The organism is Streptococcus bovismuti, assembly GCF_042436615.2.
In the GTDB taxonomy this organism is placed as follows: Bacteria; Bacillota; Bacilli; order Lactobacillales; family Streptococcaceae; genus Streptococcus.
This window is the reverse complement of the sequence record NZ_JBHMFR020000005.1, coordinates 55,348-78,896: the sequence shown is the minus strand read 5'-3', so window position 1 is coordinate 78,896 and position 23,549 is coordinate 55,348. Positions and strand designations below refer to the sequence as shown.

Sequence of the window (23,549 nt, the reverse complement as noted above, 5' to 3'; positions counted from 1 at the left end):
TAGATTTCTTTAAGGTTTTTATTATATCCTGTAGAACTCTACAATTTAAAGACATTAACAATCTAGGTAGAGAAAATGTTCGTAAAAAGGAGATTCTTATGAAAAAACTACTATTCTTTCTCTCTTGTGGATGGATATTTCTTACTTTATCAGGATGTTCTTCAACAACAGAAGCGGAAACTAGCACTGAAAAAGATTCAGATAGCACTTTGGTTGTCTACTCACCTAACCCTGAAGACCTTATCGAAGAAACAATCCCAGCCTTTGAAGAAAAATATGGTATCAAGGTTGACTTAGTACAAGCTAGCACTGGTGAATTGTTCAAAAAAGCTGAGGCTGAAAAAGAATCCCCTGTAGCTGATGTCATTTTCGGAGGCTCCTACGCCCTCTTCTCTTCTAACGAAAAACTTTTTGAACCTTATATTTCCCAAGAGAACGACCAGATAATCCCTGAATATCAAAATAAAACAGGATTCTACACACCTTACACACTGGACGTCAGTGTTATCATTGCCAATTCAGCCCTTACAAAAGATATAAAAATTGAAGGCTACAATGATCTGCTCAATCCTAAATTAAAAGGAAAAATTGCTACTGCTGATCCTAGTAATGCTTCTAGCGCTTTTGCTCAATTAACAAACATGCTTGTCGATCAAGGCGGATACGAAAATGAACAAGCTTGGACCTATGTGAAAAATCTCTTTACCCTAGTAGATGGAAAAATTGCATCTAGCTCTTCAAATGTTTATAAAGCTGTCGCCGATGGGGAAATGGCTGTAGGACTCACCTATGAAGACCCTGCCTTAAAACTCTTAAACGACGGAGTTGATGTAAAAGTTATTTATCCAAAAGAAGGAACCGTCTTTTTACCTGGTAACGCAGCTATCATCAAAAATGCTAAACACATGGAAAACGCTAAGAAATTTATCGATTTCCTCCTTTCTCAAGAAATCCAAGATAAGCTAGGAACTGAAACTACAATCAGACCTATTCGTAAAAATGCTAAAACCAATAAAAATATGAAGGCTATGACAGAAATCAAGATTGCCACCGAAGATTCAGATTATGTCATTAAAAATAAATCCACTATTCTTAAAAAGTACAATGACATTTTTACAGATATCCAATCTAAACAGTAAAAGAGGTTCACTATGAGTGAGATCAAAATTATTAACGCCAAAAAAATCTACCACGATGTTCCTGTTATTGATAATTTAAATATTACAGTTCCCAAAGGAAGTCTCTTTACCATCCTTGGTCCTTCAGGGTGTGGGAAAACGACTCTTCTTCGTATGATTGCAGGTTTCAACAGTATCGAAGGTGGAGAATTTTACTTCGATGATACAAAAATAAATAATATGGAACCCAGCAAACGCAATATCGGGATGGTTTTCCAAAACTACGCTATTTTCCCGCATTTGACTGTCCGAGACAATGTTGCTTTTGGTCTTAAGCAAAAGAAGGTTCCAAAAGAAGAATTGATTCAACAAACCAACAAGTATCTTGAACTCATGCAAATTGCTCAATATGCGGATCGAAAGCCCGATAAACTCAGTGGTGGACAACAACAACGTGTCGCCTTGGCACGTGCCTTAGCTGTTAATCCAAGTGTTCTCCTCATGGACGAGCCACTTAGTAATCTAGATGCCAAACTTCGCTTGGATATGCGTCAAGCCATTCGAGAAATCCAACACGAAGTGGGAATTACAACTGTTTATGTAACCCACGACCAAGAAGAAGCCATGGCTATTTCAGACCAAATTGCTGTTATGAAAGATGGGGTGATTCAACAAATCGGTCGGCCAAAAGAACTCTATCATAAACCAGCTAATGAGTTTGTGGCTACCTTTATCGGACGCACAAATATTATCCCTGCCACTCTTGAAAAACGGAGCGACGGCGCTTATATCGTCTTTTCAGATGGCTATGCTCTTCGAATGCCAGCTCTTGATCAGGCTGAGGAGCAAGCCATTCATGTAAGCATTCGTCCTGAAGAATTTATCAAAGATGAATCTGGAGATATTGAAGGAACTATTAGCGATAGCGTCTATCTTGGACTAAATACGGAGTATTTCATCGAAACAGGATTTGCCTCAAAAATTCAAGTTAGCGAAGAATCAACTTTTGAAGAAGATCTACAAAAAGGCGATCGTATTCGTCTACGAATCAATACTCAAAAATTAAACGTCTTTTCTGCAGATGGTTCGCAAAACCTGATAAAAGGAGTCAACCATGGAACGTAAAAAACTAAATATTTGGACAGCCTCCTCTTTCTTCATCTTTCTTACCTATCTTGTCTTTCTCGTTTATCCTATCGTTACCGTGCTCAAGCAAGCACTCATACATGAAGGACAATTCTCACTAGCTAATTTTGTCACTTTCTTTAGTAAAGCTTACTACTCTGAGACACTTGTCAACAGTTTCAAGGTCTCCATTACCGCTACTGTCACTTCCTTAGTTGTAGGAACCCTATTAGCTTATCTTTTTTCCATGTATGACTTCAAGGGAAAGAAATTTCTACAAATATTGATTATCATTGCTTCCATGTCAGCTCCTTTCGTGGGAGCCTACTCCTGGATTCTCTTGCTGGGACGAAATGGGGTCATCACAAAATTCATGACAAATACTCTTCATCTTCCAGCTATTGATATTTATGGATTCAAAGGAATTGTACTTGTCTTTACACTGCAACTATTCCCACTGGTATTTCTATACGTTGCTGGGACAATGAAAAGTATTGACAATTCTCTACTTGAAGCAGCTGAAAGCATGGGGTCCTTCGGATTTAAGCGTATCGTAACGGTTGTTTTACCTCTCCTAGTTCCAACCTTACTAGCAGCTGCCCTACTTGTATTTATGAGAGCATTCTCAGACTTTGGAACGCCTATGTTAATTGGTGAAGGATATCGGACTTTCCCAGTCTTGATTTATACCCAATTCATTAGCGAGGTTGGAGGAAATTCTGCTTTTGCATCTGCTTTAGCAATTATGGCGATTATCATTGCCTTGGCGATTTTCCTTATCCAAAAATACATCTCAAACCGCTACAGTTTCAGCATGAATTCGCTCCATCCAATTGAGCCTAAAAAAACTACAAAAGGAAAAATGGCTGCCATTTATGCAACAGTCTACGGAATTATCTTGTTCTCTGTTCTACCTCAAGTCTACTTGATTTATACTTCTTTCCTAAAAACATCAGGTATGGTATTTGTCAAAGGTTATTCTCTAAACAGTTACAAGGTAGCTTTCAATCGTATGGGATCTGCTATTTTCAATACCATTCGTATCCCTTTGATTGCCTTAGTTCTAGTTGTCCTATTCGCAACATTTATCTCCTACCTAGCCGTTAGAAAACGGAATTTGTTTACAAACTTAATTGACAGCCTCAGTATGGTCCCTTATATTGTACCCGGAACTGTTCTAGGGATTGCCTTCATTTCTTCCTTCAATACCGGTCTATTTGGAAGTGGATTTCTTATGATTACAGGAACTGCTTTCATCTTGATTATGTCTCTATCTGTCAGAAGATTACCGTATACTATTCGCTCATCTGTTGCTAGCTTGCAACAAATAGCACCAAGTATTGAAGAAGCTGCTGAAAGCTTAGGAAGTAGCCGTCTCAATACCTTTGCCAAGATTACAACTCCAATGATGCTATCTGGTATTATTTCTGGAGCTATCCTATCTTGGGTTACAATGATTTCAGAACTCTCTACTTCTATCCTCCTCTACAATGTCAAAACAAGAACAATGACTGTAGCCATTTATACAGAGGTTCTCAGAGGGAATTACGGTGTAGCCGCAGCCTTATCAACTATCCTGACTGTTCTAACAGTAGGTTCCTTGCTCTTGTTTATGAAAATCTCTAAAAGCAATAGCATTACACTTTAGTTTTCCCCATCAAAAACAGCCGAAAGGATTACCCTCGGCTGTTTTTCTTATCTTGATATTCTTATCAAATCCCTAGTTCAGAGCAAGCAAGTCTAGACTGATTAAATAGAGGCTTCTTCCATCTTCTCACGTCCTAGTTCTCGGTAACTACGGTCACCGACAACTTCTACGCTAAACTGGCCGTCCTCATATTCAAGGATTGTCACGCTACCATTATCGAGACCATGCGGATGCATACCATTAATCAGATAAACAATGGTTCCAATGGTCATTCCATGGCTGACAACGAGAGCGTTGCCCCCACCTTGTTCTTCCATTTCTTTGGCAATCGCTTCAAAACCTTCTTTGATGCGGCCACTGAGTTTTTCCCATCCTTCAGCCCAACCAGCTGTATCGACCTCTACCAAACCCTCAGCCAGTTCAGCATAAGACAATTGGTGAACGTGGTCCACATTAAAGATACGAGGAATAATGCCCATGAAAAGATCACCATCATAAGCTCCGTCAAAGCTACCAAAACACCATTCTCTGATACGCTTGTCCATGCGATAAGGGATCTTCCCCTGCAAGCCAAGTTCATTAAGGATGATTCCCATTGTCTGAATGGTGCGACCAGAATCACTCGAATAAGCGCGATCAAACTGTAGACCAGATTCTCGCAAACCGATTCCTAACTCTTGAATCCCTCGTTCACCTTCAGCTGTTAAAGGAGTATCGCTCCAACCTTGCGCGCGACCAATCGTGTTAAACATGGTCTTGCCATGACGTACCAAATACAATCGTACTTTTACCATTTTCCGTCCTCCGTTTACTTCTATTATATCATGGATGATAAAACAAAAGCCACCCATACAGGCGACTTTTGCAGGAGATTATTATGAAAAAGTTTAGGAGTTCTATTAAATAAAGATATTAGATGAAAATCAAATTCAAACTAAATCAGTGTTATCTGTTTCAAATAATATTAGGAGGTCTTTATTTAATGATTATAGTATACACATCCAACCTTAAATAGAACTTAAAATTTCTCCTATTTTCTTAATTTTTAAAACTATGAATTGGTGCTGGGATTTGTCCCCCACGAGAAATGAAATCGACAGACGAAGCCCCATTGACCTTCATAACAGGTGCAGTACCTAATAGGCCACCAAACTCAATCATATCTCCTTCTTTTCCTTTTGGAATGATACGAACAGCCGTTGTCTTCATGTTAATGACACCAATTGCAGCCTCATCCGCAATCATAGCTGCAATGGTTTCAGCAGGAGTATCTTCTGGGATGGCAATCATATCCAAACCAACGGAACAGATAGCCGTCATAGCTTCTAGTTTTTCCAAATTAAGAGAGCCATTTTGCACTGCAGCAATCATTCCTTCATCCTCTGAAACAGGGATAAAGGCACCAGACAAACCACCAACTTGGTTGCAAGCCATAACTCCGCCCTTCTTAACTTGGTCGTTCAAGAGAGCCAAGGCAGCCGTCGTTCCATGCGTACCAACTGTCTCTAGCCCCATTTCCTCAAGGACACGTGCCACAGAGTCTCCAACTGCAGGTGTTGGTGCCAAACTCAAGTCCACAATACCAAACTCCACACCCAGTCTCTCACTGGCCATTTGACCAACCAATTGACCGATACGAGTGATTTTAAAGGCAGTTTTCTTGACTGTTTCTGCTACTACATCAAAGCTCTGTCCACGAACTTTTTCCAAGGCACGTTTCACCACACCAGGACCAGAAACTCCGACATTGATGATAACATCTGCCTCCCCAACACCATGGAAGGCACCCGCCATAAATGGATTGTCCTCAACAGCATTAGCGAATACAACCAACTTAGCTGCCCCCATATCAGATAGAGTTGCCGTTTCCTTGATAACTCGTCCCATATCTGCGACAGCCGTCATATTGATACCAGACTTGGTTGAGCCTATATTGACTGACGAGCAGACCTTATCCGTTTCAGCCAAAGCACGAGGAATAGAATTGATAAGAATCTCATCTCCCTTTTGATAACCCTTTTGTACCAAGGCTGAAAAACCACCAATAAAGTCCACACCAATCTCTTTCGCAGCCTTATCAAGTGCTTTTGCCAGAACCACATAGTCTGTCGCATCTGTCGCCGCCCCAATCAGAGAAATAGGAGTCACCGATACACGCTTATTAACGATTGGAATCCCCAACTCAGCCGCAATTTCATCGCCAACAGCCACTAAATTAGCTGCCTTGGTCCTAATCTTTTGATAAATTTTCTCCGCAGCACGATTGATATCCGGATCGATACAGTCCAATAGGGAAATCCCCATGGTAATAGTTCTGATATCGAAGTTTTGCTCCTCAATCATGGAGATGGTTTCAGTAACTTGTCTAATATCCATGATAACCTCCTAGATATTATACATAGCTTCGAAAATCGCTGCACTCTGAATGTTGATTTTCACATTCAAAATTTGCCCAAAAGCTTCAAATTCATTACGAAGACGTGTAAAATCTTGCTTTTCATCACTAGAGACGACAGCCATCATCGTGAAATATTCATCCAAGACAGTTTGAGAGATATCATCAATATTCAAACCCAATTCTGCTATTTTACCAGAAACACCTGCAACAATTCCAGATTTATCTTTACCAACAACAGTTATAATCGCTTTCATAAGCAAACTCCAATTCTTCTTTTAATAGGAAACCTGAACATTAAACAGGATTCTTTTCAAATAGTATAGCATAATTCTAACTAAAATACTCAAAAACGCCTGCTTACGAAGTTGTTCTTAAGAAAAAAACAATTTCGTAAACAAGCGTCTACTATCCCAACTTATGATGAGTGTTCCCGCTAGGACCGAAATCCTAGCGGTAGACCAGAGCTAGACTAAGAGCACAAGACTCCATCATCATAACACTCAACAAAATTGATGATTTTATACTAATTCGATGATCGCCATTGGCGCTGCATCACCACGACGTGGTTCAGTTTTAAGGATACGAGTGTATCCACCGTTACGTTCAGCATAACGAGGTGCGATTTCTGAGAACAATTTTTGAAGTGCTGTAGTAGAAGTGTACTTGTCAGTTGCTTCATCATAGTTTTCAGATGCGATTTCATTACGTACGAAAGCAGCTGCTTGACGACGTGCATGCAAATCACCACGTTTACCTAGAGTAATCATTTTTTCAACAGTTTTACGGATTTCTTTAGCACGAGCTTCAGTTGTCACGATTGATTCGTTGATCAAAAGGTCAGTTGTCAAATCGCGAAGCATTGCTTTACGTTGTGAGCTAGTGCGTCCTAGTTTACGGTAAGCCATGTATTCCTCCTTTATTTATCTTTTAATCCAAGACCCAAATCAATGAGTTTGAGTTTCACTTCTTCCAAACTCTTGCGTCCAAGATTTCGTACTTTCATCATCTCTGCTTCAGATTTTTCTGTCAAATCATGCACAGTATTGATACCGGCACGTTTCAAACAGTTGTATGAACGCACAGACAAGTCCAGTTCCTCAATCGTACGATCCAAAATACGGTCGTCAGATTCAGTATCAGCTTCTTTCATCACTTCAGTTGACTTAGCAATCTCAGTAAGATTTGTAAACAAATCAAGATGTTCTGTCAAAATACGTGCTGAAAGCCCTAAAGCATCTTCTGGAATAATTGTTCCATTTGTCAAGATTTCAAGGGTTAATTTGTCAAATCCATCATTGCTACCTACACGAGCAGGTTCCACTTGATAGTTGACTTTTGTAACTGGTGTATAAATAGAATCTACAGCAAGTGTTCCAACTGGTGCATTATCCTTTTTATTTTCATCAGCAGGTACATATCCACGACCACTGTTAACAGTCATAGTCGCTTTTAGAGAAGAACCTTCACCGATTGTAAAGAGATAATGATCTGGATTTACAATTTCAATATCGCTATCTGTCAAAATGTCACCAGCTGTTACTTCAGCAGGACCTTCAACATCCAGTTCGATGATTTTTTCGTCTTCAACGTACGATTTCACTGCAATTCCTTTAATGTTCAGAATGATTTGCATCACGTCTTCACGAACACCTGGAACTGTGTCAAACTCATGCAACACACCATCAATATTGATAGATGTCACAGCTGCTCCTGGTAGAGAAGCTAGAAGTACACGACGAAGAGAGTTACCAAGAGTTGTACCGTAGCCACGTTCAAGTGGTTCGATTACAAACTTGCCATAATCTTTATTTTCATCAATTTTTGTTATATTTGGTTTTTCAAACTCGATCATTTAGTTACTCCCTCTTAAACGAAAAGCAGTGTAATGCGATGATTATACACGGCGACGTTTTGGAGGACGAGCACCATTGTGTGGCACTGGAGTCACATCACGAATTGCTGTTACTTCAAGACCAGCGGCAGCAAGCGCACGAATAGCTGACTCACGACCAGAACCTGGACCTTTTACAGTAACTTCAACTGATTTAAGACCGTGTTCTTGTGCAGATTTAGCAGCAGCTTCAGAAGCCATTTGAGCAGCGAATGGTGTAGATTTACGAGAACCTTTGAAACCAAGAGCACCAGCTGATGACCAAGCAATTGCATTACCATGCACATCAGTAATCATAACAATAGTGTTATTAAATGTAGCGTGAATATGAGCAATACCAGATTCGATATTCTTTTTCACACGACGTTTACGTGTTGGTTTAGCCAAGACTTTTACCTCCTATATTATTTTTTCTTACCAGCGATCGCAACAGCTTTACCTTTACGAGTGCGAGCGTTGTTTTTAGTGTTTTGTCCACGGACAGGAAGTCCACGACGGTGACGGATACCACGGTATGAACCGATTTCCATCAAACGTTTGATGTTCAAGTTTACTTCACGACGAAGGTCACCTTCAACTTTGATTGCATCCACTTCACGACGGATAGCATCTTCTTGATCTGATGTAAGATCACGTACACGAACATCTTCTGAGATTCCAGCAGCAGCCAAAATTTTCTTAGATGTTGCAAGTCCGATACCATAAACATAAGTCAATGAGATTACTACGCGTTTGTCATTTGGAATGTCAACTCCAGCAATACGAGCCATGTTTTCTCCTTTCTATCTTATCCTTGACGTTGTTTGTGTTTTGGATTTGCTGGGCAAATTACCATAACACGACCATTACGACGAATAACTTTACAGTATTCGCAAATTGGTTTGACCGATGGTCTTACTTTCATTTCTTATCCCTCCAAGTTTTTCGATTATTTAAAGCGGTAAGTGATACGTCCACGTGTCAAGTCATATGGACTCATTTCGACAGTAACACGATCTCCCGCTAAAATACGAATATAGTTTTTACGAATTTTACCAGAAACTGTTGCTAAAATCTGATGTCCATTTTCAAGTTCAACCGTAAACATTGCATTCGGCATTGTATCAACTACTTTGCCTTCAACTTCAATCACATCGTCTTTTGCCACGCAAAAGCACCTCCATAAATTTCGATTCGATGCCTCTAGACACAGAGACAACAATTATAAGTCAGACTATCTCAGTATAACATTTGTAGCGGATTTTTGCAAGTGTGAAAAACGCTTTATTTTAAATTTGTCAATACTTTTTCGATATCTGAGAAGACATCATTGATATCTTGATTACCTTCGATGTCATGAACCAAACCTTTGGCACGGTAGTGAGCAATGATTGGTTCCCCTTGAGCAATATTAACGTCCAAACGACGTTTTACTGTCTCAGGCTTATCATCTTCACGTTGGTAGTAATCTTCTTCTTTATAGTCAACTGGTGGGTTAAAGACCTTGTGGAATGTTTCTCCAGTTACGCGGTGGATGATACGGCCACTCAAACGTTCCAAGAGGCTGTCTGGATTCACTTCGATGTTGATAACACCTTCTAGTTCGATGCCAAGTTCAGCCAATGTTTTGTCCAAGGCATGAGCTTGTTCGATTGTACGTGGGTAACCATCCAATAAGAATCCTGTTTCTTTAATATCATCTTGTGAAAGACGTTCTTTTACGATCCCATTTGTAACTTCGTCAGGAACCAATTCACCCTTGTCAATGTATGACTTAGCAAGAACACCCATTTCAGTTTGATTTGCCATAGCAGCGCGGAACATATCACCTGTTGAGATATGTGCAACATGGAATTGTTCTACAATTTTTGCTGCTTGAGTTCCCTTACCTGCACCAGGTAAGCCCATAATCAAAAGATTCATGATTTGATCTCCTTATTTTATTTTTAAATAGAAGCAAAAAGTCTTTTCACCCCTATTTAAAAACAAAATAGAAGAGGGGAGACCAAACTCTCACAAATGTTAGAGTTAAACCTCCACTCCCTCAGTAATTACTGATTCAGTAATTACTTTTATTCTGTTCTGTCCATGAAACCAACATACTTACGTTTCAATAGGTAGCCTTCCAATTGTTTGATTCCTTCAATACCTGTAGAGATAATGATCAAAAGACTGGTTCCTCCAAAAGCAACTGCTTCTGAAAGTCCGAAAACATCTTTTGCTACAATCGGTAAAATGGAAATCACACCAAGGAAGAGGGAACCAACCGTTGCAAGACGACGAAGAAGCTTAGACATATATTCTTCTGTACCTTTACCAGGACGAACTCCATGGATATAGGCACCGCTCTTTTGTAGGTTCTCTGCCGCTTTTTCAGGATTAATCTGCACAAACGTATAGAAGAATGTAAAGAGAATAATCAATAAAGCATACATAGCAATACCAGTTGGTGAAGTTGTTGCCAGCATTTCTTGTGCTGTTCTTACCCAAGCCCAATCATGACCTGTAGCGCTCAAAAACTGAAGAATAGCCGCAGGCGCTGCAGTAATCGAACTTGCAAAGATAACAGGGATAACTCCAGCAGGATTTACCTTCAAAGGAAGGTAAGAGCTAGATGGAGCACCTTGTGCAACCTTAGTATATTGGATTGGAATTTTGTATTCTGCTTGTTGAACATAAGTTGTAAAATAAATGATCAACAATACAGTAATAATCAAAATGATTACGAAAATGATAGATGAGTTGATACGGCTACTTGGGACGTTCACAAAGTAGTCCACATAGATGCCCTGAATCATCTCTGGAATTGAGGCAACAATCCCGGCAAAGATAATCATAGAAACACCATTTCCGTATCCCTTATCTGTAATTTGCTCTCCCAACCAAGTCACAATCATGCTACCAGCTGTTAAGATGATACCAATCATGATAAAGACTTGTGGAGTAAGAGCTGTTTTCAACAATTGAGCTCCAGCCAAAGTATTAAAACCAGCTGTAATCCCGATAGATTGCACAAAGGCTAAAACAAGAGCAATATAACGAGTAGCTTGATTCAATTTTCTTCGACCTACTTCCCCTTGTTTCCCCCACTCTACAAACTTGGGTAAAATATCCATTTGCAAGAGTTGGACAACGATAGAGGCCGTAATGTAGGGACTAACACCAAGAGCAAAAACTGAGAAGTTTTTCATGGCATTCCCTGAGACCAAGCTCAACATGTTTAAGAAGGATAATCCACTTAAAGCATTTAAGCTATTGGCATTCACACCGGGAACTGTAATACTAGTTCCGATACGAAAGACCAAAACGATAAAAATTGTAAATAAAATTTTTGATCGAACCTGCTTGACTTTAAGAGCTTCTCTTAATAATTTAAAAAACATAGGTCACCTCTCTTAGATGACTTCTACTGAACCACCTTTAGCAGTGATAGCTTCTTCAGCTGATTTAGAGAATTTAGCTGCTTTCACAGTCAATTTCTTAGTCAACTCACCGTTACCAAGAATTTTAATACCTGATTTTTCAGCTTTAACAATTCCTGCTTCGATAAGAACAACTGGAGTTACTTCAGCACCATCTTCAAAGACGTTCAATTGGTCAAGATTCACAATTGCGTATTCTTTAGCGTTGATGTTAGTGAATCCACGTTTTGGAAGACGACGGAACAATGGAGTTTGTCCACCTTCAAAACCAAGGCGAACTCCGCCACCGCTACGAGCTTTTTGACCTTTTTGACCACGACCAGATGTTTTACCGTTACCTGATGAAGTACCACGACCAACGCGGTTACGTACTTTACGAGAACCTTCTGCAGGTTTCAATTCATGAAGTTTCATTTTTATTTTCTCCTCTTTTGTAAAATGCTAGCGCCGATAAGGGAGAAAAGGTTGTCTCCCCCATCAACTCGCCTATACGACGTCATCATAGATGACTATATCTAGTTTTAGGGGATGGTATAGTGCACATCCCCTAAAAATTCATTAGTTTACTTCTTCAACTGTTACCAAGTGAGATACTGCAGTGATCATACCACGGATAGCAGCGTTATCTTCTTTAATAACAGAGCTGTTCAATTTGCCAAGTCCAAGTGCTACAACAGTTTTACGTTGTGATGGAATGCGTCCGATTGGAGACTTAGTCAAAGTAATTTTAATTTGAGCCATTTTATCCCCTTTCTTATGCCAAATCAGAAACTGAAATACCACGAAGGGCAGCAACTTCTTCAGCGCGTTTCAATTGTTTCAAACCTTCAACAGTTGCACGAACAATGTTGATTGGAGTGTTAGAACCAAGTGATTTAGATGTAATATCTGCCACACCTGCCAATTCCACAACGGCACGAACTGCACCACCAGCGGCAACTCCAGAACCTTCTACAGCAGGTTTCAACAATACTTTAGCTCCACCGAATTCTGAAAGAACTTCGTGTGGGATTGTTGTTCCAACCATAGGAACTTCGATCAAGTTTTTCTTAGCATCATCTACTGCTTTACGGATTGCTTCTGGAACTTCTTGAGCTTTACCAGTACCAAATCCTACGCGACCGTTGTGGTCACCAACAACAACAAGAGCTGCGAAACGAAGACGACGTCCACCTTTAACAACTTTTGTAACACGGTTGACAGCAACTACGCGTTCTTCTAATTCAACTGCATTGTCTTTAAATGCCATTTTCTAGTGTCCTCCTATTAGAATTTCAATCCGTTTTCACGAGCTGCATCAGCCAAAGCTTTCACACGTCCGTGATATAGATATCCACCGCGGTCGAACACCACTTCTGAAATACCTTTAGCGTTTGCACGTTCTGCAACGAGTTTACCGACAGCAACGGCTTGTTCAGTTTTAGTTCCTTTTGAAACTTCTTTGTCAAGAGTTGAAGCACTTGCGAGCGTTACACCCGCTACGTCATCAATCACTTGAGCGTAGATGCCTGTATTAGAACGGAATACGTTCAAACGTGGGCGATCAGCAGTTCCAGAGAGTTTTCCGCGAACGCGACGGTGGCGTTTTTGGCGGAGTTTGTTTTTATCTGGTTTTGAAATCACAGTTTTCACCTCTTTAGTTTTAAATCGTGTGCTATGCACAAAGTTGGAAAATAGGTTGGTGGTTGAAAATCAACCACTCAACATTATTTACCTGTTTTACCTTCTTTACGGCGAACGAATTCACCAACGTAACGGATACCTTTACCTTTATATGGCTCTGGTGAACGAAGGCTACGTACGTAAGCAGCTGTTTGACCAACTACTTCTTTTGAAATTCCACTAACAACGATTGTTGTTGGGTTTGGAAGTTCAAAAGTAATTCCTTCTGGAGCTTCAACTTCGTCTGGATGAGATTTACCAACAGCCAAAACAAGTTTAGATCCTTGAAGTTGTGCACGGTAACCAACCCCACGCATTTCAAGTTCTTTCTTGAATCCTTCTGATACACCAACAACCATGTTGTTCAAAAGGGCACGAGTAGTTCCGTGGATAGTTTTCATTTCTTTTGAATCGTTTGGACGGTGAAGAGTTACTTCAGTACCTTCCACACGGATTTCAATATCTTTTGAGAACTCACGAGTAAGTTCTCCTTTAGGTCCTTTTACAGTTACAACGTTGTCATTGTTAGTGATTTCAACACCAGCAGGCAACACGATAACTTTATTACCAATACGTGACATGTTTATTTTCTCCTGTTAGATTGTCAGGCCTAAACGGCCAGTTTTCACGGGGGTTCAGATACTTATTTAGTTCAAAAACTGAACTGAACACGCTCTAAGAACTGTGCAAAATAGATAAGTTGGCTTGTTTGTCAACAAACTTCTCCAACTTTCTAATTTTGCTTTGTTCTTTACGAGCTTTGTATCTTGATTTTACCAAACGTAAGCGATAACTTCCCCACCAACATTCTTTTGGCGTGCTTCTTTATCAGTGAGCAAACCTTCAGAAGTTGAAAGGATAGCAATTCCAAGTCCGTTAAGAACTTTTGGAAGGTCTTCACGTTTTTTGTAGACGCGAAGTCCTGGTTTAGAAACACGTTTCAAGTTAGTGATAACTTTTTCACCGTTTGGTCCGTATTTAAGGAATACACGGATGATGCCTTGTTTGTCATCTTCGATGATTTCAACGTTTTTTACAAAACCTTCGCGTTTAAGGATTTCAGCAATCCCTTTTTTGATGTTTGATGCAGGTACTTCAAGTACTTCGTGTTTAGCTTGGTTAGCATTACGAATACGAGTTAGGAAGTCTGCGATTGGGTCAGTCATAACCATTTTGTTTTTCTCCTCTTACTAGTAGTTTGCAAGTTGCACTTGCTAGTTAATACATGATACAAAGAGCGTAACAGCAAGAGCAAAAATAGGCAATTTGATGCAGGAGCGATGCTCCAAAGAAAATTGGTCTTTTTTGCCAAAGCTGTAGCTCGTGTTCAAATTGGCAAGCCCAACTGAACCCGGTCTAAACTCTGTGTGAAAAAGATAAACTTTCCTAGAAACTTCAGTTTCTTCGTCAAGTTTCCTATTTTCACTTAGAGTTTTGACGCCCTTGATATCTTAAATTACCAAGATGCTTTTGTTACACCAGGGATTTGTCCTTTGTAAGCTAATTCACGGAAGCAAACACGGCAAAGTTTAAATTTGCGGTAAACTGAATGTGGACGACCACATTTTTCACAACGAGTATAAGCTTGAGTAGAGAACTTCGCTGGACGTTTGTTCTTAGCAATCATTGATTTTTTAGCCATTAGATTTACCTCCTATATTATTTTGCAAAAGGCATTCCAAGGCCTGTAAGCAATGCACGTGACTCTTCGTCAGTGTTAGCAGTTGTTACGATAACGATGTCAAGACCACGAGTTTTGTCAACGTCATCGAAGTTGATTTCTGGGAAGATCAATTGTTCTTTCACACCAAGTGTGTAGTTTCCGCGTCCATCAAATGATTTTGTTGGAACACCGTGGAAGTCACGTACACGTGGAAGTGAAACTGAAACCAATTTATCCAAGAATTCGTACATACGTTCACCACGAAGGGTAACTTTTGCACCGATCGCAACACCTTCACGAAGACGGAAGCCGGCGATTGATTTTTTAGCTTTAGTGATAAGTGGTTTTTGACCTGAGATAAGTGCCAATTCTTCAGCAGCTTTTTCAAGGCTTTTAGCGTTTGATACAGCTTCACCAACACCCATGTTCAAAACGATCTTATCTACTTTAGGCACAGCCATCACTGATGAGTAGTTGAATTGTTCTGTCAAAGCAGGAACTACTTCATTAAGATATTTTTCTTTTAAACGATTTGCCATTATACTTCTCCTTTCCTTCGTGATTAATCAAGCACTTCGCCTGATTTTTTGTTGTAGCGAACTTTTTTACCGTCTACAAATTTGTAACCAACACGACCAGCTACACCATTTTTGTCCAAAACTTGAACGTTTGATACGTGGATAGCTGCTTCTTTTTCGATGATCCCACCTTGAGGAAGCTCGTTAGTTGGACGTTGGTGTTTCTTAACGACGTTAACACCTTCAACGATAACTTTGTTTACTTTTGGAAGGGCAGTAAGGACAACAGCTTCTGTTCCCTTATCTTTACCAGCGATTACGCGAACTTTGTCGCCTTTTTTTACAAACATTAGGTTTCTCCTTGATTTTTCTTACGCCCATAAGGGCACCCTGGAGGTAAATCCAGGGGACTAGTTTGTTTCTAAAAATTAAAGTACTTCTGGAGCAAGTGACACGATCTTCATGAAGCCACCTTCACGCAATTCACGTGCAACTGGGCCAAAGATCCGTGTTCCGCGAGGAGTTTTGTCTTCACGGATGATAACTGCTGCGTTTTCGTCAAATTTGATGTATGAACCATCAGCACGACGAGCACCTGATTTAGTACGAACGATAACTGCTTTAACAACGTCACCTTTTTTAACCGCACCACCAGGAGTAGCTTGTTTTACAGATGCCACGATAACATCACCGATGTTTGCAAATTTACGTCCTGAACCACCAAGAACTTTGATAGTCAAGATTTCGCGAGCACCGCTGTTGTCTGCGACTTTCAAACGAGTTTCTGTTTGAATCATTTCAGTTTTCTCCTTTCAGGTTTGATTAGATGATGACCGCTTCTTCAACAACTTCTACAAGACGGAAACGTTTTGTAGCTGAAAGCGGGCGAGTTTCCATGATACGTACGATATCGCCTTCTTTGGCAACATTGTTTTCATCATGAGCTTTGTATTTTTTAGAGTAGTTAATACGTTTACCATAGACTGGGTGGTTACGTTTTGTTTCAACTACAACTGTGATTGTCTTGTCCATTTTGTCAGATACAACACGTCCAACAAGAACTTTACGATTATTGCGTTCCATTGAAATTTCTCCTTCCCTAGTCTATTATTTCGCTTCAGATTGAACTGTTTTGATACGAGCGATTTGTTTTTTAACTTCTTTCAAGCGAGCTGTTTGTTCCAATTGACCAGTAGCAGCTTGGAAACGAAGTTCAAACAATTCTTTTTTCAATTCGTTTTCGCGCTTCGCGAGTTCTTCTTGAGAAAGACCACGAAGTTCTTTAACAAATTCTTTTACTTCATTAAGTTTCATGCCTTCTCCTTATTCTGCTTCACGTTTTACGAATTTACATTTAACTGGCAATTTGTGGCTAGCAAGACGAAGCGCTTCGCGAGCGATCTCTTCAGATACACCAGCGATTTCGAACATCACTTTACCACGTTTAACTGGTGCTACCCAACCTTCAGGTGCCCCTTTACCAGATCCCATACGCACACCGATAGCTTTAGCAGTGTATGATTTGTGTGGGAAGATTTTAATCCAAACTTTACCACCACGTTTCATGTAACGAGTCATGGCGATACGAGCAGCTTCGATTTGGCGGTTAGTGATCCAGTGGCTAGTTGTAGCTTGAAGACCGTATTCACCGAATGCTACTTCTTTTCCACCTTTTGCTTCACCGCGCATTTTTCCACGGAATTCACGACGGTGTTTAACACGTTTAGGTACTAACATTGGTTATTTACCTCCTTTAGTGTTTTTGCGAGCTGGAAGAACTTCACCACGGTAGATCCATACTTTAACACCAAGTTTACCGTATGTAGTATCTGCTTCTTCCCAAGCGTAATCGATATCTGCACGAAGTGTGTGAAGTGGAACAGTTCCTTCAGAGTATCCTTCAGCACGGGCGATATCTGCACCGTTCAAACGACCTGATACTTGAGTTTTGATTCCTTTAGCTCCAGCACGCATTGCACGTTGGATTGCTTGTTTTTGTGCACGACGGAAAGCAACACGTTGCTCCAATTGACGAGCAATACCTTCACCTACAAGGTGAGCATCCAAATCAGGTTGTTTGATTTCGATGATGTTGATGTGTACTTGTTTTCCAGTCAATTTGTTAAGTTTTGCACGGAGTGCATCAACGTTAGCACCACCTTTACCGATTACCATACCTGGTTTAGCAGTGTGAAGTGAAACGTTAACTTTGTTTACTGCGCGTTCGATTTCGATAGTTGAAACTGCTGCGTCAGCAAGTTCTTTTTGAACGAATTTACGGATTGCAAGATCTTCATGAAGGTAATCCGCGTATTCTTTTTCAGCATACCATTTGGCATCCCAATCACGGATGATGCCGACACGCATACCAATTGGATGTACTTTTTGACCCACGATTTTACCTCCTTATTTTTCTGCAACAGCTACAGTGATGTGAGCTGTACGTTTGTTGATTGGCGAAGCTGAACCTTTCGCACGTGGACGGAAACGTTTCATAGTTGGTCCTTCGTTTGCGAATGCTTCAGATACTACCAAGTTAGCTTTATCCAAACCAAAGTTGTTTTCAGCGTTAGCTACAGCTGAGTTCAAAACTTTCAAGATGATTTCAGCAGCTTTGTTTGGAGTGAATGTCAAGATTGCGATTGCATCGGCTACGCTTTTACCACGGATGTTATCAAGAACAAGACGTGATTTACGAGGTGAAACACGTACTGTACGAGCCATTGCTTTAGCTGAAGTAATTTCTGCCATTTATGTTCTCCTTATTTTCTACGTGTTTTCTTGTCGTCTGCAGCGTGACCTTTGTAAGTACGAGTTGGTGCAAATTCACCAAGTTTGTGACCTACCATGTCTTCTTGGATGTAAACAGGTACGTGTTTACGTCCGTCATAAACTGCGATAGTGTAACCAATGAAACTTGGGAAGATCGTTGAACGACGTGACCAAGTTTTAATAACTTTTTTCTTTTCGTCGTTAGCTTGAGCTTCAACTTTTTTCATCAAATGCTCATCGACGAAAGGTCCTTTTTTAAGACTGCGTCCCATTTTTATATTTTCTCCTTTAAATGTTGTACCACAGCGGCTTGCGCTCACAAGCAGCGCTACCGAGCTGGCGGATTTACTAGTTGCTTAAGCGACTAGTTTAATATTATTTCTCGTTGCGACGACGAACGATAAGTTTGTCAGATTTCGCTTTCTTGTTACGAGTTTTAAGACCAAGAGCAGGTTTGCCCCATGGAGTAGATGGTGCTTTACGACCAACTGGTGCTTTACCTTCACCACCACCGTGTGGGTGATCGTTAGGGTTCATTACAGAACCACGAACTGTTGGGCGGATACCTTTCCAACGGCTACGTCCTGCTTTACCAAGGTTTACAAGTCCATGTTGTTCGTTTCCGACAACACCAACTGTAGCACGACAAGTTCCAAGAATCATACGAACTTCACCTGATTGAAGACGAACAAGAACGTATTTACCTTCAGAACCCAATACTTGAGCAGATGCTCCAGCAGCACGTACCAATTCACCACCACGACCTGGTTTCAACTCGATGTTGTGGATCAAAGTACCAACTGGAATGTTAGCAAGTGGAAGAGCGTTTCCGACTTTGATATCTGCTTCTGGACCTGAAACGATACGTTGACCAACTTCAAGACCTTTTGGAGCGATGATGTACGCTTTCACACCGTCAGTGTAGTGTACAAGAGCGATGTTTGCAGAACGGTTTGGATCGTACTCAATTGTTTTAACAACTGCTTCAACGTTGTCTTTGTTACGTTTGAAGTCAACCAAACGGTAGAAACGTTTGTGTCCACCACCTTGGTGACGAACTGTGATACGACCGTTGTTGTTACGACCAGCCTTGCTCTTCAATGCAACAAGCAATGATTTTTCAGGAGTGCTTGTTGTGATTTCAGCGAAATCCAAAGAAGTCATATTACGGCGACCGTTTGTTGTTGGTTTATAAACACGAATTCCCACGATATTTCCTCCTTAGATTATTCAGCTTCAGCAGCAAACAACTCGATTGCTTTAGAATCAGCTGTAAGTGTGATGATAGCTTTTTTAGTTTTGTTAGTAAAACCAGTGTAACGTCCAACACGTTTAGCTTTTGGTTTTACGTTGATTGTGTTAACGTTGGCAACTTTAACACCTTCGAAAGCAGCTTCAACAGCTTGCTTGATCAAAAGTTTGTGTGCACGAGTGTCAACTTCAAATACATATTTTCCTGCTTCAAGTTGAGCCATTGAGCTTTCAGTGATTACAGGTTTTTTGATAACATCATACAAATTCATTATGCAAGAACCTCCTCGATTTTAGAGATAGCTGCTTGAGTAACAAGAAGTTTGTCACTATTTGCGATGTCAAGAACACTTGCAGTTGTAGCAGTCGCAACTTTCACGTTTGGAAGGTTACGAGCTGAGAGAGCTGCGAATTCATTTCCTTCTTCAAGAATAACAAGGACTTTAGAATCGATGCTCAAAGCTGCAAGAACTTTTGCAAATTCAGCAGTTTTTGGAGCTGTAAATTCAAGAGAATCAACGGCTACAAATTTATTTTCAGCAACTTTTTCTGAGTAAACAGATTTAAGTGCAAGGCGACGAACTTTTTGAGGAAGTTTGTACGCATAGCTACGTGGAGTTGGTCCGAAGACGATTCCACCACCACGCCATTGTGGAGAGCGGATAGAACCTTGACGAGCACGTCCAGTTCCTTTTTGACGCCATGGTTTGCGTCCGCCACCTGAAACAGCTGAGCGGTTTTTAACTGCGTGAGTTCCTTGACGAAGGCTAGCACGTTGGCTGATGATCACATCAAACACAACAGATTGGTTTGGTTCGATACCAAAGATTGCATCGTTAAGAACAACTTCGCCCGCTTGTTTACCAGTTTGGTCGAATAATGTTACATTTGCCATTTTGACTGTATTCCCCTTTCCTTATTATTTACCAGCTTTAACTGCTGACTTGATAGTGATAAGAGATTTCTTAGCACCTGGTACGTTACCTTTGATAAGGATAACGTTCTTTTCTGGAACAACTTGTACAACTTCAAGGTTTTGAATTGTTACACGGTCGCCACCCATACGTCCTGCAAGGTTTTTACCTTTGAATACGCGGTTAGGTGCAACAGGTCCCATAGAACCTGGACGACGGTGGTAACGAGAACCGTGAGCCATTGGTCCACGTGATTGTCCGTGGCGCTTGATAACACCTTGGAAACCTTTACCTTTAGAAGTACCAGTTACGTCAACAACGTCTCCAGCTGCGAATGTTTCAACTGTGATTTCAGCACCAACTTCCAAGCCTTCAACGTTTTTGAATTCACGAATGAAGCGCTTAGGAGCCGTGTTAGCTTTCGCTACATGTCCTTTAGCAGGTTTGTTGCTCAATACTTCGCGTTTGTCATCAAAACCAACTTGGATAGCGTTGTATCCGTCTGTTTCAACAGTTTTAACTTGAAGAACAACGTTTGGAGTTGCTTCAATAACTGTTACAGGGATCAATTCGCCAGCTTCAGTGAAGATTTGAGTCATTCCCACTTTTTTCCCTAAGATTCCTTTTGTCATGAGAAAATAGTTCCTTTTCTATATTTTTATTCAAAAAGTTTTTAACGAGCGTTTTTTATGCTCAAGATATCAAGCTTTAGATTAAAGTTTGATTTCTACGTTTACACCACTTGGAAGATCCAATTTCATCAAAGCATCAACTGTTTTTTGAGTTGGGTTAACGATATCGATCAAACGTTTGTGTGTACGCATTTCAAATTGTTCGCGAGAGTCTTTGTATTTGTGAGTCGCACGAATGATTGTGTAGAGGCTACGTTCAGTTGGAAGTGGGATTGGACCCGCAACTTGTGCACCTGTACGAGTAGCTGATTCTACGATTTTTGCAGCCGCTGTGTCAAGCGTACGGTGTTCGTAAGCTTTCAAACGGATACGGATTTTTTTGTTTGCCATCTTTTTCTCCTTTTCGTCTATTTAAGATAATAGGCTAGCTCCACAAGAAAACCGACGCGGCGTTGCGTGGCAATGCAACCGAGCGTGTCGCAACCTCTTGCATCAAAGCTAAGGCTGTAATTTACAGCACCATAATAGAATAACACAAAGCCCCTGCGATTGCAAGGGATTTGTTGCTGTTTTTTCGTTTTTTTACAATGAAACTGTTTTCCTATTTTTTCTTTTTAAAACTAGGAATTTTCTTCTATATAAAATAAATTGGGTTCTCTTGACATCAAATTTATCTTCTGATTGATCCACTAAGATGTCCACCATTGACTCGGTTTCTTTATAGTATCGCAGATACTGCTCCCGTCTCATCTGATGACTAGCTAATATAAAGGATGCATCGCTATTTCTTACAGTCGTATCTCGAGCTAGACGCCTCTTTAATTCAGTCTCCTCATCTGTGTAGAAACAAATGGTTTTATCAAAGAGTTCCTTGGGTAGAAAGCCCACAGACATCCCTTCGACTATCAGAATTGGTTTTGCTCCATACAAGACCTCGCTAGCCTTCCAAGGTTCTTCAATTGTTAAGAGATCCATACCCGCCTGTAAGGCGAGGATATCTCTCTGCAAACTCGCCAGTTCATGCGCCACTGGCAAACAGGCTGTCAACTTTTGATTTGGCGCGTCCTTTGGTACTACCATATTACGGCCTGAGGTGATATAAGGATCTGTCTCTAGCAAATTTACTGTAGTAGAATCTAAGGATTGGTACAATTCCTGTGCAAAGGTTGATTTACCTGAAGCTCCATGGCCGTATATTCCCAGTGTCCTGACTTTCCCCGTTTCGATCTCTGAGACTAGTTGGTCTATTAAGTCGTTTTTCTTCATCCTCTCTTCACCTGTTCATAGCTTTCTTTTCCGTCATTGAGTTTGTCCCAAATCACTACTTGCCCACTTTGGAGGGATTTTTGCACATCGATAATTCGTTGATTGGACGAACCTCGGAACTGAAGCATGAGATTTCTTTTAGTTCGATCGTATCTTCCATCAACAAGAATATCAATCAGTGATAAGAGTTCCAATTTGTCTGGAGTCTCCAGCATCATTTCTTCCCAAGTGTAGCCCGTCCAGGACCAGATATCTTTTTCTGGCAATTCCTTTCGAATGCGTTTAACGAGAGGCAAGAGAATGCCCGTATTGAGGAATGGCTCCCCTCCCAGTAAGGTCAAGCCTTGAACATAGTGCTGGGCAAGATCTGCCATAATCTGTTCTTCTAACTCTGCTGTATAAGGAATGCCTGCATTGAAAGACCAAGTCGCAACATTATAGCATCCCTCGCAGTGGAACATACAGCCTGCGACATAGAGGGAGTTGCGCACGCCTTCTCCATCGACAAAGTTAAAGGCCTTGTAATCAATAATCCGCCCTTTACTAAGCTCCTCGCTTTTCCATTCACCAGGTTTTGGTGTATTCCATGTCATGCTGTCTACTCCAAGTCTATCCAATAGCGCTCCGTTCCGTTTCGAACATCCTCCAACTCCCCACCATTAGCTAAGATAACAGCTCGGCTTGCTGGATTTTCTGTGCTACAAGTCACTAAAGCTCGTTTAATGTTCTTTTCCTTAGCAACTTGCAAGCCCTGACGGAGAGTTTCCTTAGCATAACCTTTACCTCTTTCTGATGGACGAATGGAGTAGCCAATGTGGCCAGCATAATTCAGTAAATCCTCATTCAGGCTCAATCGCAGATTCAAAAATCCTAGAGCATGACCTACATCATCAAATGATACAAATTGAATAGAAGGAACACGATTTTCATGCAAGTTTATTCCCATTTCTTTTTGCATATTTGTTTCCAACCATTCTTCATACACAAAGTTCTCTGTATCCCAGAAACCACCGTCGTGAGGTGACTGGGACCTTTTAAACTCTGCCATCATCTCTAAAACTGTCTCTTTATCTGACAATCTTGGTCTGCGTAATTTCATACTTACCTCCCACTATGAGAAAAGCGAGAGCTGACTCTCACTTTTATTTTTTCTTATTCTTGTTTAAAAATTGTTCTCTGAGATTGAGTAGACGCTCTTTCTTACCAGCTCCACCTTTAGAGTGTTTCTCGTGATAACGGGTCACTTGTGCGCGACCCTTATCGTCTAATTGATATTTTCCCATTTCATTT

General features: G+C 40.6%; 39 protein-coding genes. 3 read left to right on the top strand and 36 right to left on the bottom strand.

The features are described from left to right. The first annotated feature begins 98 nt into the window (after nucleotides 1-98). From ACERDH_RS06600 to ACERDH_RS06590, 3 genes are read left to right on the top strand one after another with little or no spacing between them, the layout of a single operon-like run. Nucleotides 99-1,139 (top strand): ABC transporter substrate-binding protein, encoded by a 1,041-nt coding sequence (locus ACERDH_RS06600; RefSeq protein ID WP_386684870.1) that lies wholly within the window; start codon nucleotides 99-101, stop codon nucleotides 1,137-1,139. Nucleotides 1,140-1,151: 12 nt separating this feature from the next. After that, nucleotides 1,152-2,243: an ABC transporter ATP-binding protein gene (locus ACERDH_RS06595; RefSeq protein ID WP_125455818.1), complete on the top strand. Its 1,092-nt coding sequence runs from the start codon at nucleotides 1,152-1,154 to the stop codon at nucleotides 2,241-2,243. Continuing rightward, on the top strand, nucleotides 2,233-3,891 hold the full coding sequence (locus ACERDH_RS06590) for an ABC transporter permease (protein ID WP_000440018.1): 1,659 nt from the start codon (nucleotides 2,233-2,235) through the stop codon (nucleotides 3,889-3,891). The genes ACERDH_RS06595 and ACERDH_RS06590 overlap by 11 nt, the downstream gene beginning before the upstream one ends. 101 nt (nucleotides 3,892-3,992) lie before the next feature. Here the strand turns inward: ACERDH_RS06590 and ACERDH_RS06585 are convergent, their stop codons facing one another. The 36 genes from ACERDH_RS06585 to ACERDH_RS06410 all read right to left on the bottom strand — a co-directional run bounded on the left by ACERDH_RS06585 (nucleotide 3,993) and on the right by ACERDH_RS06410 (nucleotide 23,542). Beyond that, nucleotides 3,993-4,685, bottom strand: coding sequence for a histidine phosphatase family protein (locus ACERDH_RS06585; protein WP_084865184.1), 693 nt, complete (start codon nucleotides 4,683-4,685; stop codon nucleotides 3,993-3,995). Nucleotides 4,686-4,929: 244 nt separating this feature from the next. Further along, the gene (locus tag ACERDH_RS06580) at nucleotides 4,930-6,267 is read right to left on the bottom strand and encodes a PFL family protein (protein ID WP_000354926.1); all 1,338 of its coding nucleotides are present in this window, start codon (nucleotides 6,265-6,267) and stop codon (nucleotides 4,930-4,932) included. 9 nt (nucleotides 6,268-6,276) lie between these two features. Then, nucleotides 6,277-6,543 carry an ACT domain-containing protein gene (locus tag ACERDH_RS06575; RefSeq protein WP_000644120.1) on the bottom strand — a complete coding sequence of 89 codons (267 nt, stop codon included), beginning with the start codon at nucleotides 6,541-6,543 and terminating at the stop codon, nucleotides 6,277-6,279. A 264-nt stretch (nucleotides 6,544-6,807) separates the two neighbouring features. Next, nucleotides 6,808-7,194 (bottom strand): 50S ribosomal protein L17, encoded by a 387-nt coding sequence (rplQ, locus tag ACERDH_RS06570; protein ID WP_000331493.1) that lies wholly within the window; start codon nucleotides 7,192-7,194, stop codon nucleotides 6,808-6,810. Nucleotides 7,195-7,205: 11 nt separating this feature from the next. Further along, on the bottom strand, nucleotides 7,206-8,141 hold the full coding sequence (locus tag ACERDH_RS06565) for a DNA-directed RNA polymerase subunit alpha (protein ID WP_000568988.1): 936 nt from the start codon (nucleotides 8,139-8,141) through the stop codon (nucleotides 7,206-7,208). 42 nt (nucleotides 8,142-8,183) lie between these two features. Then, the gene (gene rpsK / locus ACERDH_RS06560) at nucleotides 8,184-8,567 is read right to left on the bottom strand and encodes a 30S ribosomal protein S11 (RefSeq protein WP_001118385.1); all 384 of its coding nucleotides are present in this window, start codon (nucleotides 8,565-8,567) and stop codon (nucleotides 8,184-8,186) included. Between the two features lie 17 nt (nucleotides 8,568-8,584). Then, nucleotides 8,585-8,950 (bottom strand): 30S ribosomal protein S13, encoded by a 366-nt coding sequence (gene rpsM, locus ACERDH_RS06555; protein WP_000090781.1) that lies wholly within the window; start codon nucleotides 8,948-8,950, stop codon nucleotides 8,585-8,587. A gap of 17 nt (nucleotides 8,951-8,967) precedes the next feature. Further along, nucleotides 8,968-9,084, bottom strand: a complete 117-nt coding sequence (rpmJ, locus tag ACERDH_RS06550; protein ID WP_001808836.1) for a 50S ribosomal protein L36 — start codon at nucleotides 9,082-9,084, stop codon at nucleotides 8,968-8,970. Nucleotides 9,085-9,108: 24 nt separating this feature from the next. Beyond that, entirely contained in the window at nucleotides 9,109-9,327 is a 219-nt protein-coding gene (infA, locus tag ACERDH_RS06545; RefSeq protein WP_001029883.1) for a translation initiation factor IF-1, read from the bottom strand. Between the two features lie 116 nt (nucleotides 9,328-9,443). Then, entirely contained in the window at nucleotides 9,444-10,082 is a 639-nt protein-coding gene (locus ACERDH_RS06540; protein ID WP_001050436.1) for an adenylate kinase, read from the bottom strand. Between the two features lie 149 nt (nucleotides 10,083-10,231). Further along, nucleotides 10,232-11,542, bottom strand: coding sequence for a preprotein translocase subunit SecY (gene secY / locus ACERDH_RS06535; protein ID WP_000465403.1), 1,311 nt, complete (start codon nucleotides 11,540-11,542; stop codon nucleotides 10,232-10,234). Between the two features lie 12 nt (nucleotides 11,543-11,554). Continuing rightward, nucleotides 11,555-11,995 (bottom strand): 50S ribosomal protein L15, encoded by a 441-nt coding sequence (gene rplO, locus ACERDH_RS06530; RefSeq protein ID WP_000766087.1) that lies wholly within the window; start codon nucleotides 11,993-11,995, stop codon nucleotides 11,555-11,557. Between the two features lie 144 nt (nucleotides 11,996-12,139). Continuing rightward, a complete protein-coding gene (gene rpmD / locus ACERDH_RS06525) occupies nucleotides 12,140-12,322 on the bottom strand; it encodes a 50S ribosomal protein L30 (RefSeq protein ID WP_000057241.1) in 183 nt (60 codons plus the stop codon). Between the two features lie 13 nt (nucleotides 12,323-12,335). Then, nucleotides 12,336-12,830: a 30S ribosomal protein S5 gene (gene rpsE / locus ACERDH_RS06520; protein ID WP_000874202.1), complete on the bottom strand. Its 495-nt coding sequence runs from the start codon at nucleotides 12,828-12,830 to the stop codon at nucleotides 12,336-12,338. Between the two features lie 17 nt (nucleotides 12,831-12,847). Next, the gene (gene rplR, locus ACERDH_RS06515) at nucleotides 12,848-13,204 is read right to left on the bottom strand and encodes a 50S ribosomal protein L18 (RefSeq protein WP_000624044.1); all 357 of its coding nucleotides are present in this window, start codon (nucleotides 13,202-13,204) and stop codon (nucleotides 12,848-12,850) included. Between the two features lie 83 nt (nucleotides 13,205-13,287). Next, nucleotides 13,288-13,824, bottom strand: coding sequence for a 50S ribosomal protein L6 (gene rplF / locus ACERDH_RS06510; protein WP_000086626.1), 537 nt, complete (start codon nucleotides 13,822-13,824; stop codon nucleotides 13,288-13,290). Nucleotides 13,825-14,016: 192 nt separating this feature from the next. Next, nucleotides 14,017-14,415 carry a 30S ribosomal protein S8 gene (gene rpsH / locus ACERDH_RS06505; RefSeq protein WP_000245504.1) on the bottom strand — a complete coding sequence of 133 codons (399 nt, stop codon included), beginning with the start codon at nucleotides 14,413-14,415 and terminating at the stop codon, nucleotides 14,017-14,019. Nucleotides 14,416-14,699: 284 nt separating this feature from the next. Further along, entirely contained in the window at nucleotides 14,700-14,885 is a 186-nt protein-coding gene (locus ACERDH_RS06500; protein ID WP_001085697.1) for a type Z 30S ribosomal protein S14, read from the bottom strand. A 17-nt stretch (nucleotides 14,886-14,902) separates the two neighbouring features. Further along, on the bottom strand, nucleotides 14,903-15,445 hold the full coding sequence (rplE, locus tag ACERDH_RS06495) for a 50S ribosomal protein L5 (RefSeq protein ID WP_000013542.1): 543 nt from the start codon (nucleotides 15,443-15,445) through the stop codon (nucleotides 14,903-14,905). A gap of 23 nt (nucleotides 15,446-15,468) precedes the next feature. Continuing rightward, nucleotides 15,469-15,774: a 50S ribosomal protein L24 gene (rplX, locus tag ACERDH_RS06490; RefSeq protein WP_084862773.1), complete on the bottom strand. Its 306-nt coding sequence runs from the start codon at nucleotides 15,772-15,774 to the stop codon at nucleotides 15,469-15,471. Nucleotides 15,775-15,852: 78 nt separating this feature from the next. Next, on the bottom strand, nucleotides 15,853-16,221 hold the full coding sequence (gene rplN / locus ACERDH_RS06485) for a 50S ribosomal protein L14 (protein ID WP_000616545.1): 369 nt from the start codon (nucleotides 16,219-16,221) through the stop codon (nucleotides 15,853-15,855). A gap of 25 nt (nucleotides 16,222-16,246) precedes the next feature. Continuing rightward, the gene (gene rpsQ, locus ACERDH_RS06480; protein WP_000440801.1) at nucleotides 16,247-16,507 is read right to left on the bottom strand and encodes a 30S ribosomal protein S17; all 261 of its coding nucleotides are present in this window, start codon (nucleotides 16,505-16,507) and stop codon (nucleotides 16,247-16,249) included. Between the two features lie 24 nt (nucleotides 16,508-16,531). Further along, nucleotides 16,532-16,738 carry a 50S ribosomal protein L29 gene (rpmC, locus tag ACERDH_RS06475; protein ID WP_000772918.1) on the bottom strand — a complete coding sequence of 69 codons (207 nt, stop codon included), beginning with the start codon at nucleotides 16,736-16,738 and terminating at the stop codon, nucleotides 16,532-16,534. A 9-nt stretch (nucleotides 16,739-16,747) separates the two neighbouring features. Continuing rightward, nucleotides 16,748-17,161 carry a 50S ribosomal protein L16 gene (gene rplP / locus ACERDH_RS06470; protein WP_000960946.1) on the bottom strand — a complete coding sequence of 138 codons (414 nt, stop codon included), beginning with the start codon at nucleotides 17,159-17,161 and terminating at the stop codon, nucleotides 16,748-16,750. Between the two features lie 3 nt (nucleotides 17,162-17,164). After that, nucleotides 17,165-17,818: a 30S ribosomal protein S3 gene (gene rpsC / locus ACERDH_RS06465; RefSeq protein WP_000529936.1), complete on the bottom strand. Its 654-nt coding sequence runs from the start codon at nucleotides 17,816-17,818 to the stop codon at nucleotides 17,165-17,167. 12 nt (nucleotides 17,819-17,830) lie between these two features. Beyond that, nucleotides 17,831-18,175 (bottom strand): 50S ribosomal protein L22, encoded by a 345-nt coding sequence (gene rplV / locus ACERDH_RS06460; protein WP_000818137.1) that lies wholly within the window; start codon nucleotides 18,173-18,175, stop codon nucleotides 17,831-17,833. A gap of 11 nt (nucleotides 18,176-18,186) precedes the next feature. Continuing rightward, nucleotides 18,187-18,468: a 30S ribosomal protein S19 gene (rpsS, locus tag ACERDH_RS06455; protein WP_000533766.1), complete on the bottom strand. Its 282-nt coding sequence runs from the start codon at nucleotides 18,466-18,468 to the stop codon at nucleotides 18,187-18,189. Between the two features lie 103 nt (nucleotides 18,469-18,571). Then, complete coding sequence (gene rplB, locus ACERDH_RS06450; protein WP_000512911.1) at nucleotides 18,572-19,405, bottom strand: 50S ribosomal protein L2; 834 nt, start codon at nucleotides 19,403-19,405, stop codon at nucleotides 18,572-18,574. Nucleotides 19,406-19,422: 17 nt separating this feature from the next. Beyond that, nucleotides 19,423-19,719 (bottom strand): 50S ribosomal protein L23, encoded by a 297-nt coding sequence (locus ACERDH_RS06445; RefSeq protein WP_001055347.1) that lies wholly within the window; start codon nucleotides 19,717-19,719, stop codon nucleotides 19,423-19,425. After that, nucleotides 19,719-20,342 (bottom strand): 50S ribosomal protein L4, encoded by a 624-nt coding sequence (rplD, locus tag ACERDH_RS06440; protein WP_000024549.1) that lies wholly within the window; start codon nucleotides 20,340-20,342, stop codon nucleotides 19,719-19,721. Before rplD ends, ACERDH_RS06445 begins: the two co-directional genes overlap by 1 nt. Before the next feature lie 24 nt (nucleotides 20,343-20,366). Continuing rightward, nucleotides 20,367-20,993: a 50S ribosomal protein L3 gene (gene rplC / locus ACERDH_RS06435; RefSeq protein ID WP_000160197.1), complete on the bottom strand. Its 627-nt coding sequence runs from the start codon at nucleotides 20,991-20,993 to the stop codon at nucleotides 20,367-20,369. 81 nt (nucleotides 20,994-21,074) lie between these two features. After that, nucleotides 21,075-21,383, bottom strand: coding sequence for a 30S ribosomal protein S10 (rpsJ, locus tag ACERDH_RS06430; protein WP_001284513.1), 309 nt, complete (start codon nucleotides 21,381-21,383; stop codon nucleotides 21,075-21,077). A gap of 192 nt (nucleotides 21,384-21,575) precedes the next feature. Beyond that, nucleotides 21,576-22,259 (bottom strand): uridine kinase family protein, encoded by a 684-nt coding sequence (locus ACERDH_RS06425; RefSeq protein WP_386685333.1) that lies wholly within the window; start codon nucleotides 22,257-22,259, stop codon nucleotides 21,576-21,578. Further along, a complete protein-coding gene (nrdG, locus tag ACERDH_RS06420) occupies nucleotides 22,256-22,852 on the bottom strand; it encodes an anaerobic ribonucleoside-triphosphate reductase activating protein (RefSeq protein ID WP_386685335.1) in 597 nt (198 codons plus the stop codon). Before nrdG ends, ACERDH_RS06425 begins: the two co-directional genes overlap by 4 nt. A 5-nt stretch (nucleotides 22,853-22,857) precedes the next feature. Further along, the gene (locus ACERDH_RS06415) at nucleotides 22,858-23,358 is read right to left on the bottom strand and encodes a GNAT family N-acetyltransferase (RefSeq protein WP_386685337.1); all 501 of its coding nucleotides are present in this window, start codon (nucleotides 23,356-23,358) and stop codon (nucleotides 22,858-22,860) included. A 43-nt stretch (nucleotides 23,359-23,401) separates the two neighbouring features. After that, complete coding sequence (locus tag ACERDH_RS06410) at nucleotides 23,402-23,542, bottom strand: hypothetical protein (protein WP_000521618.1); 141 nt, start codon at nucleotides 23,540-23,542, stop codon at nucleotides 23,402-23,404. Nucleotides 23,543-23,549: the final 7 nt, after the last annotated feature.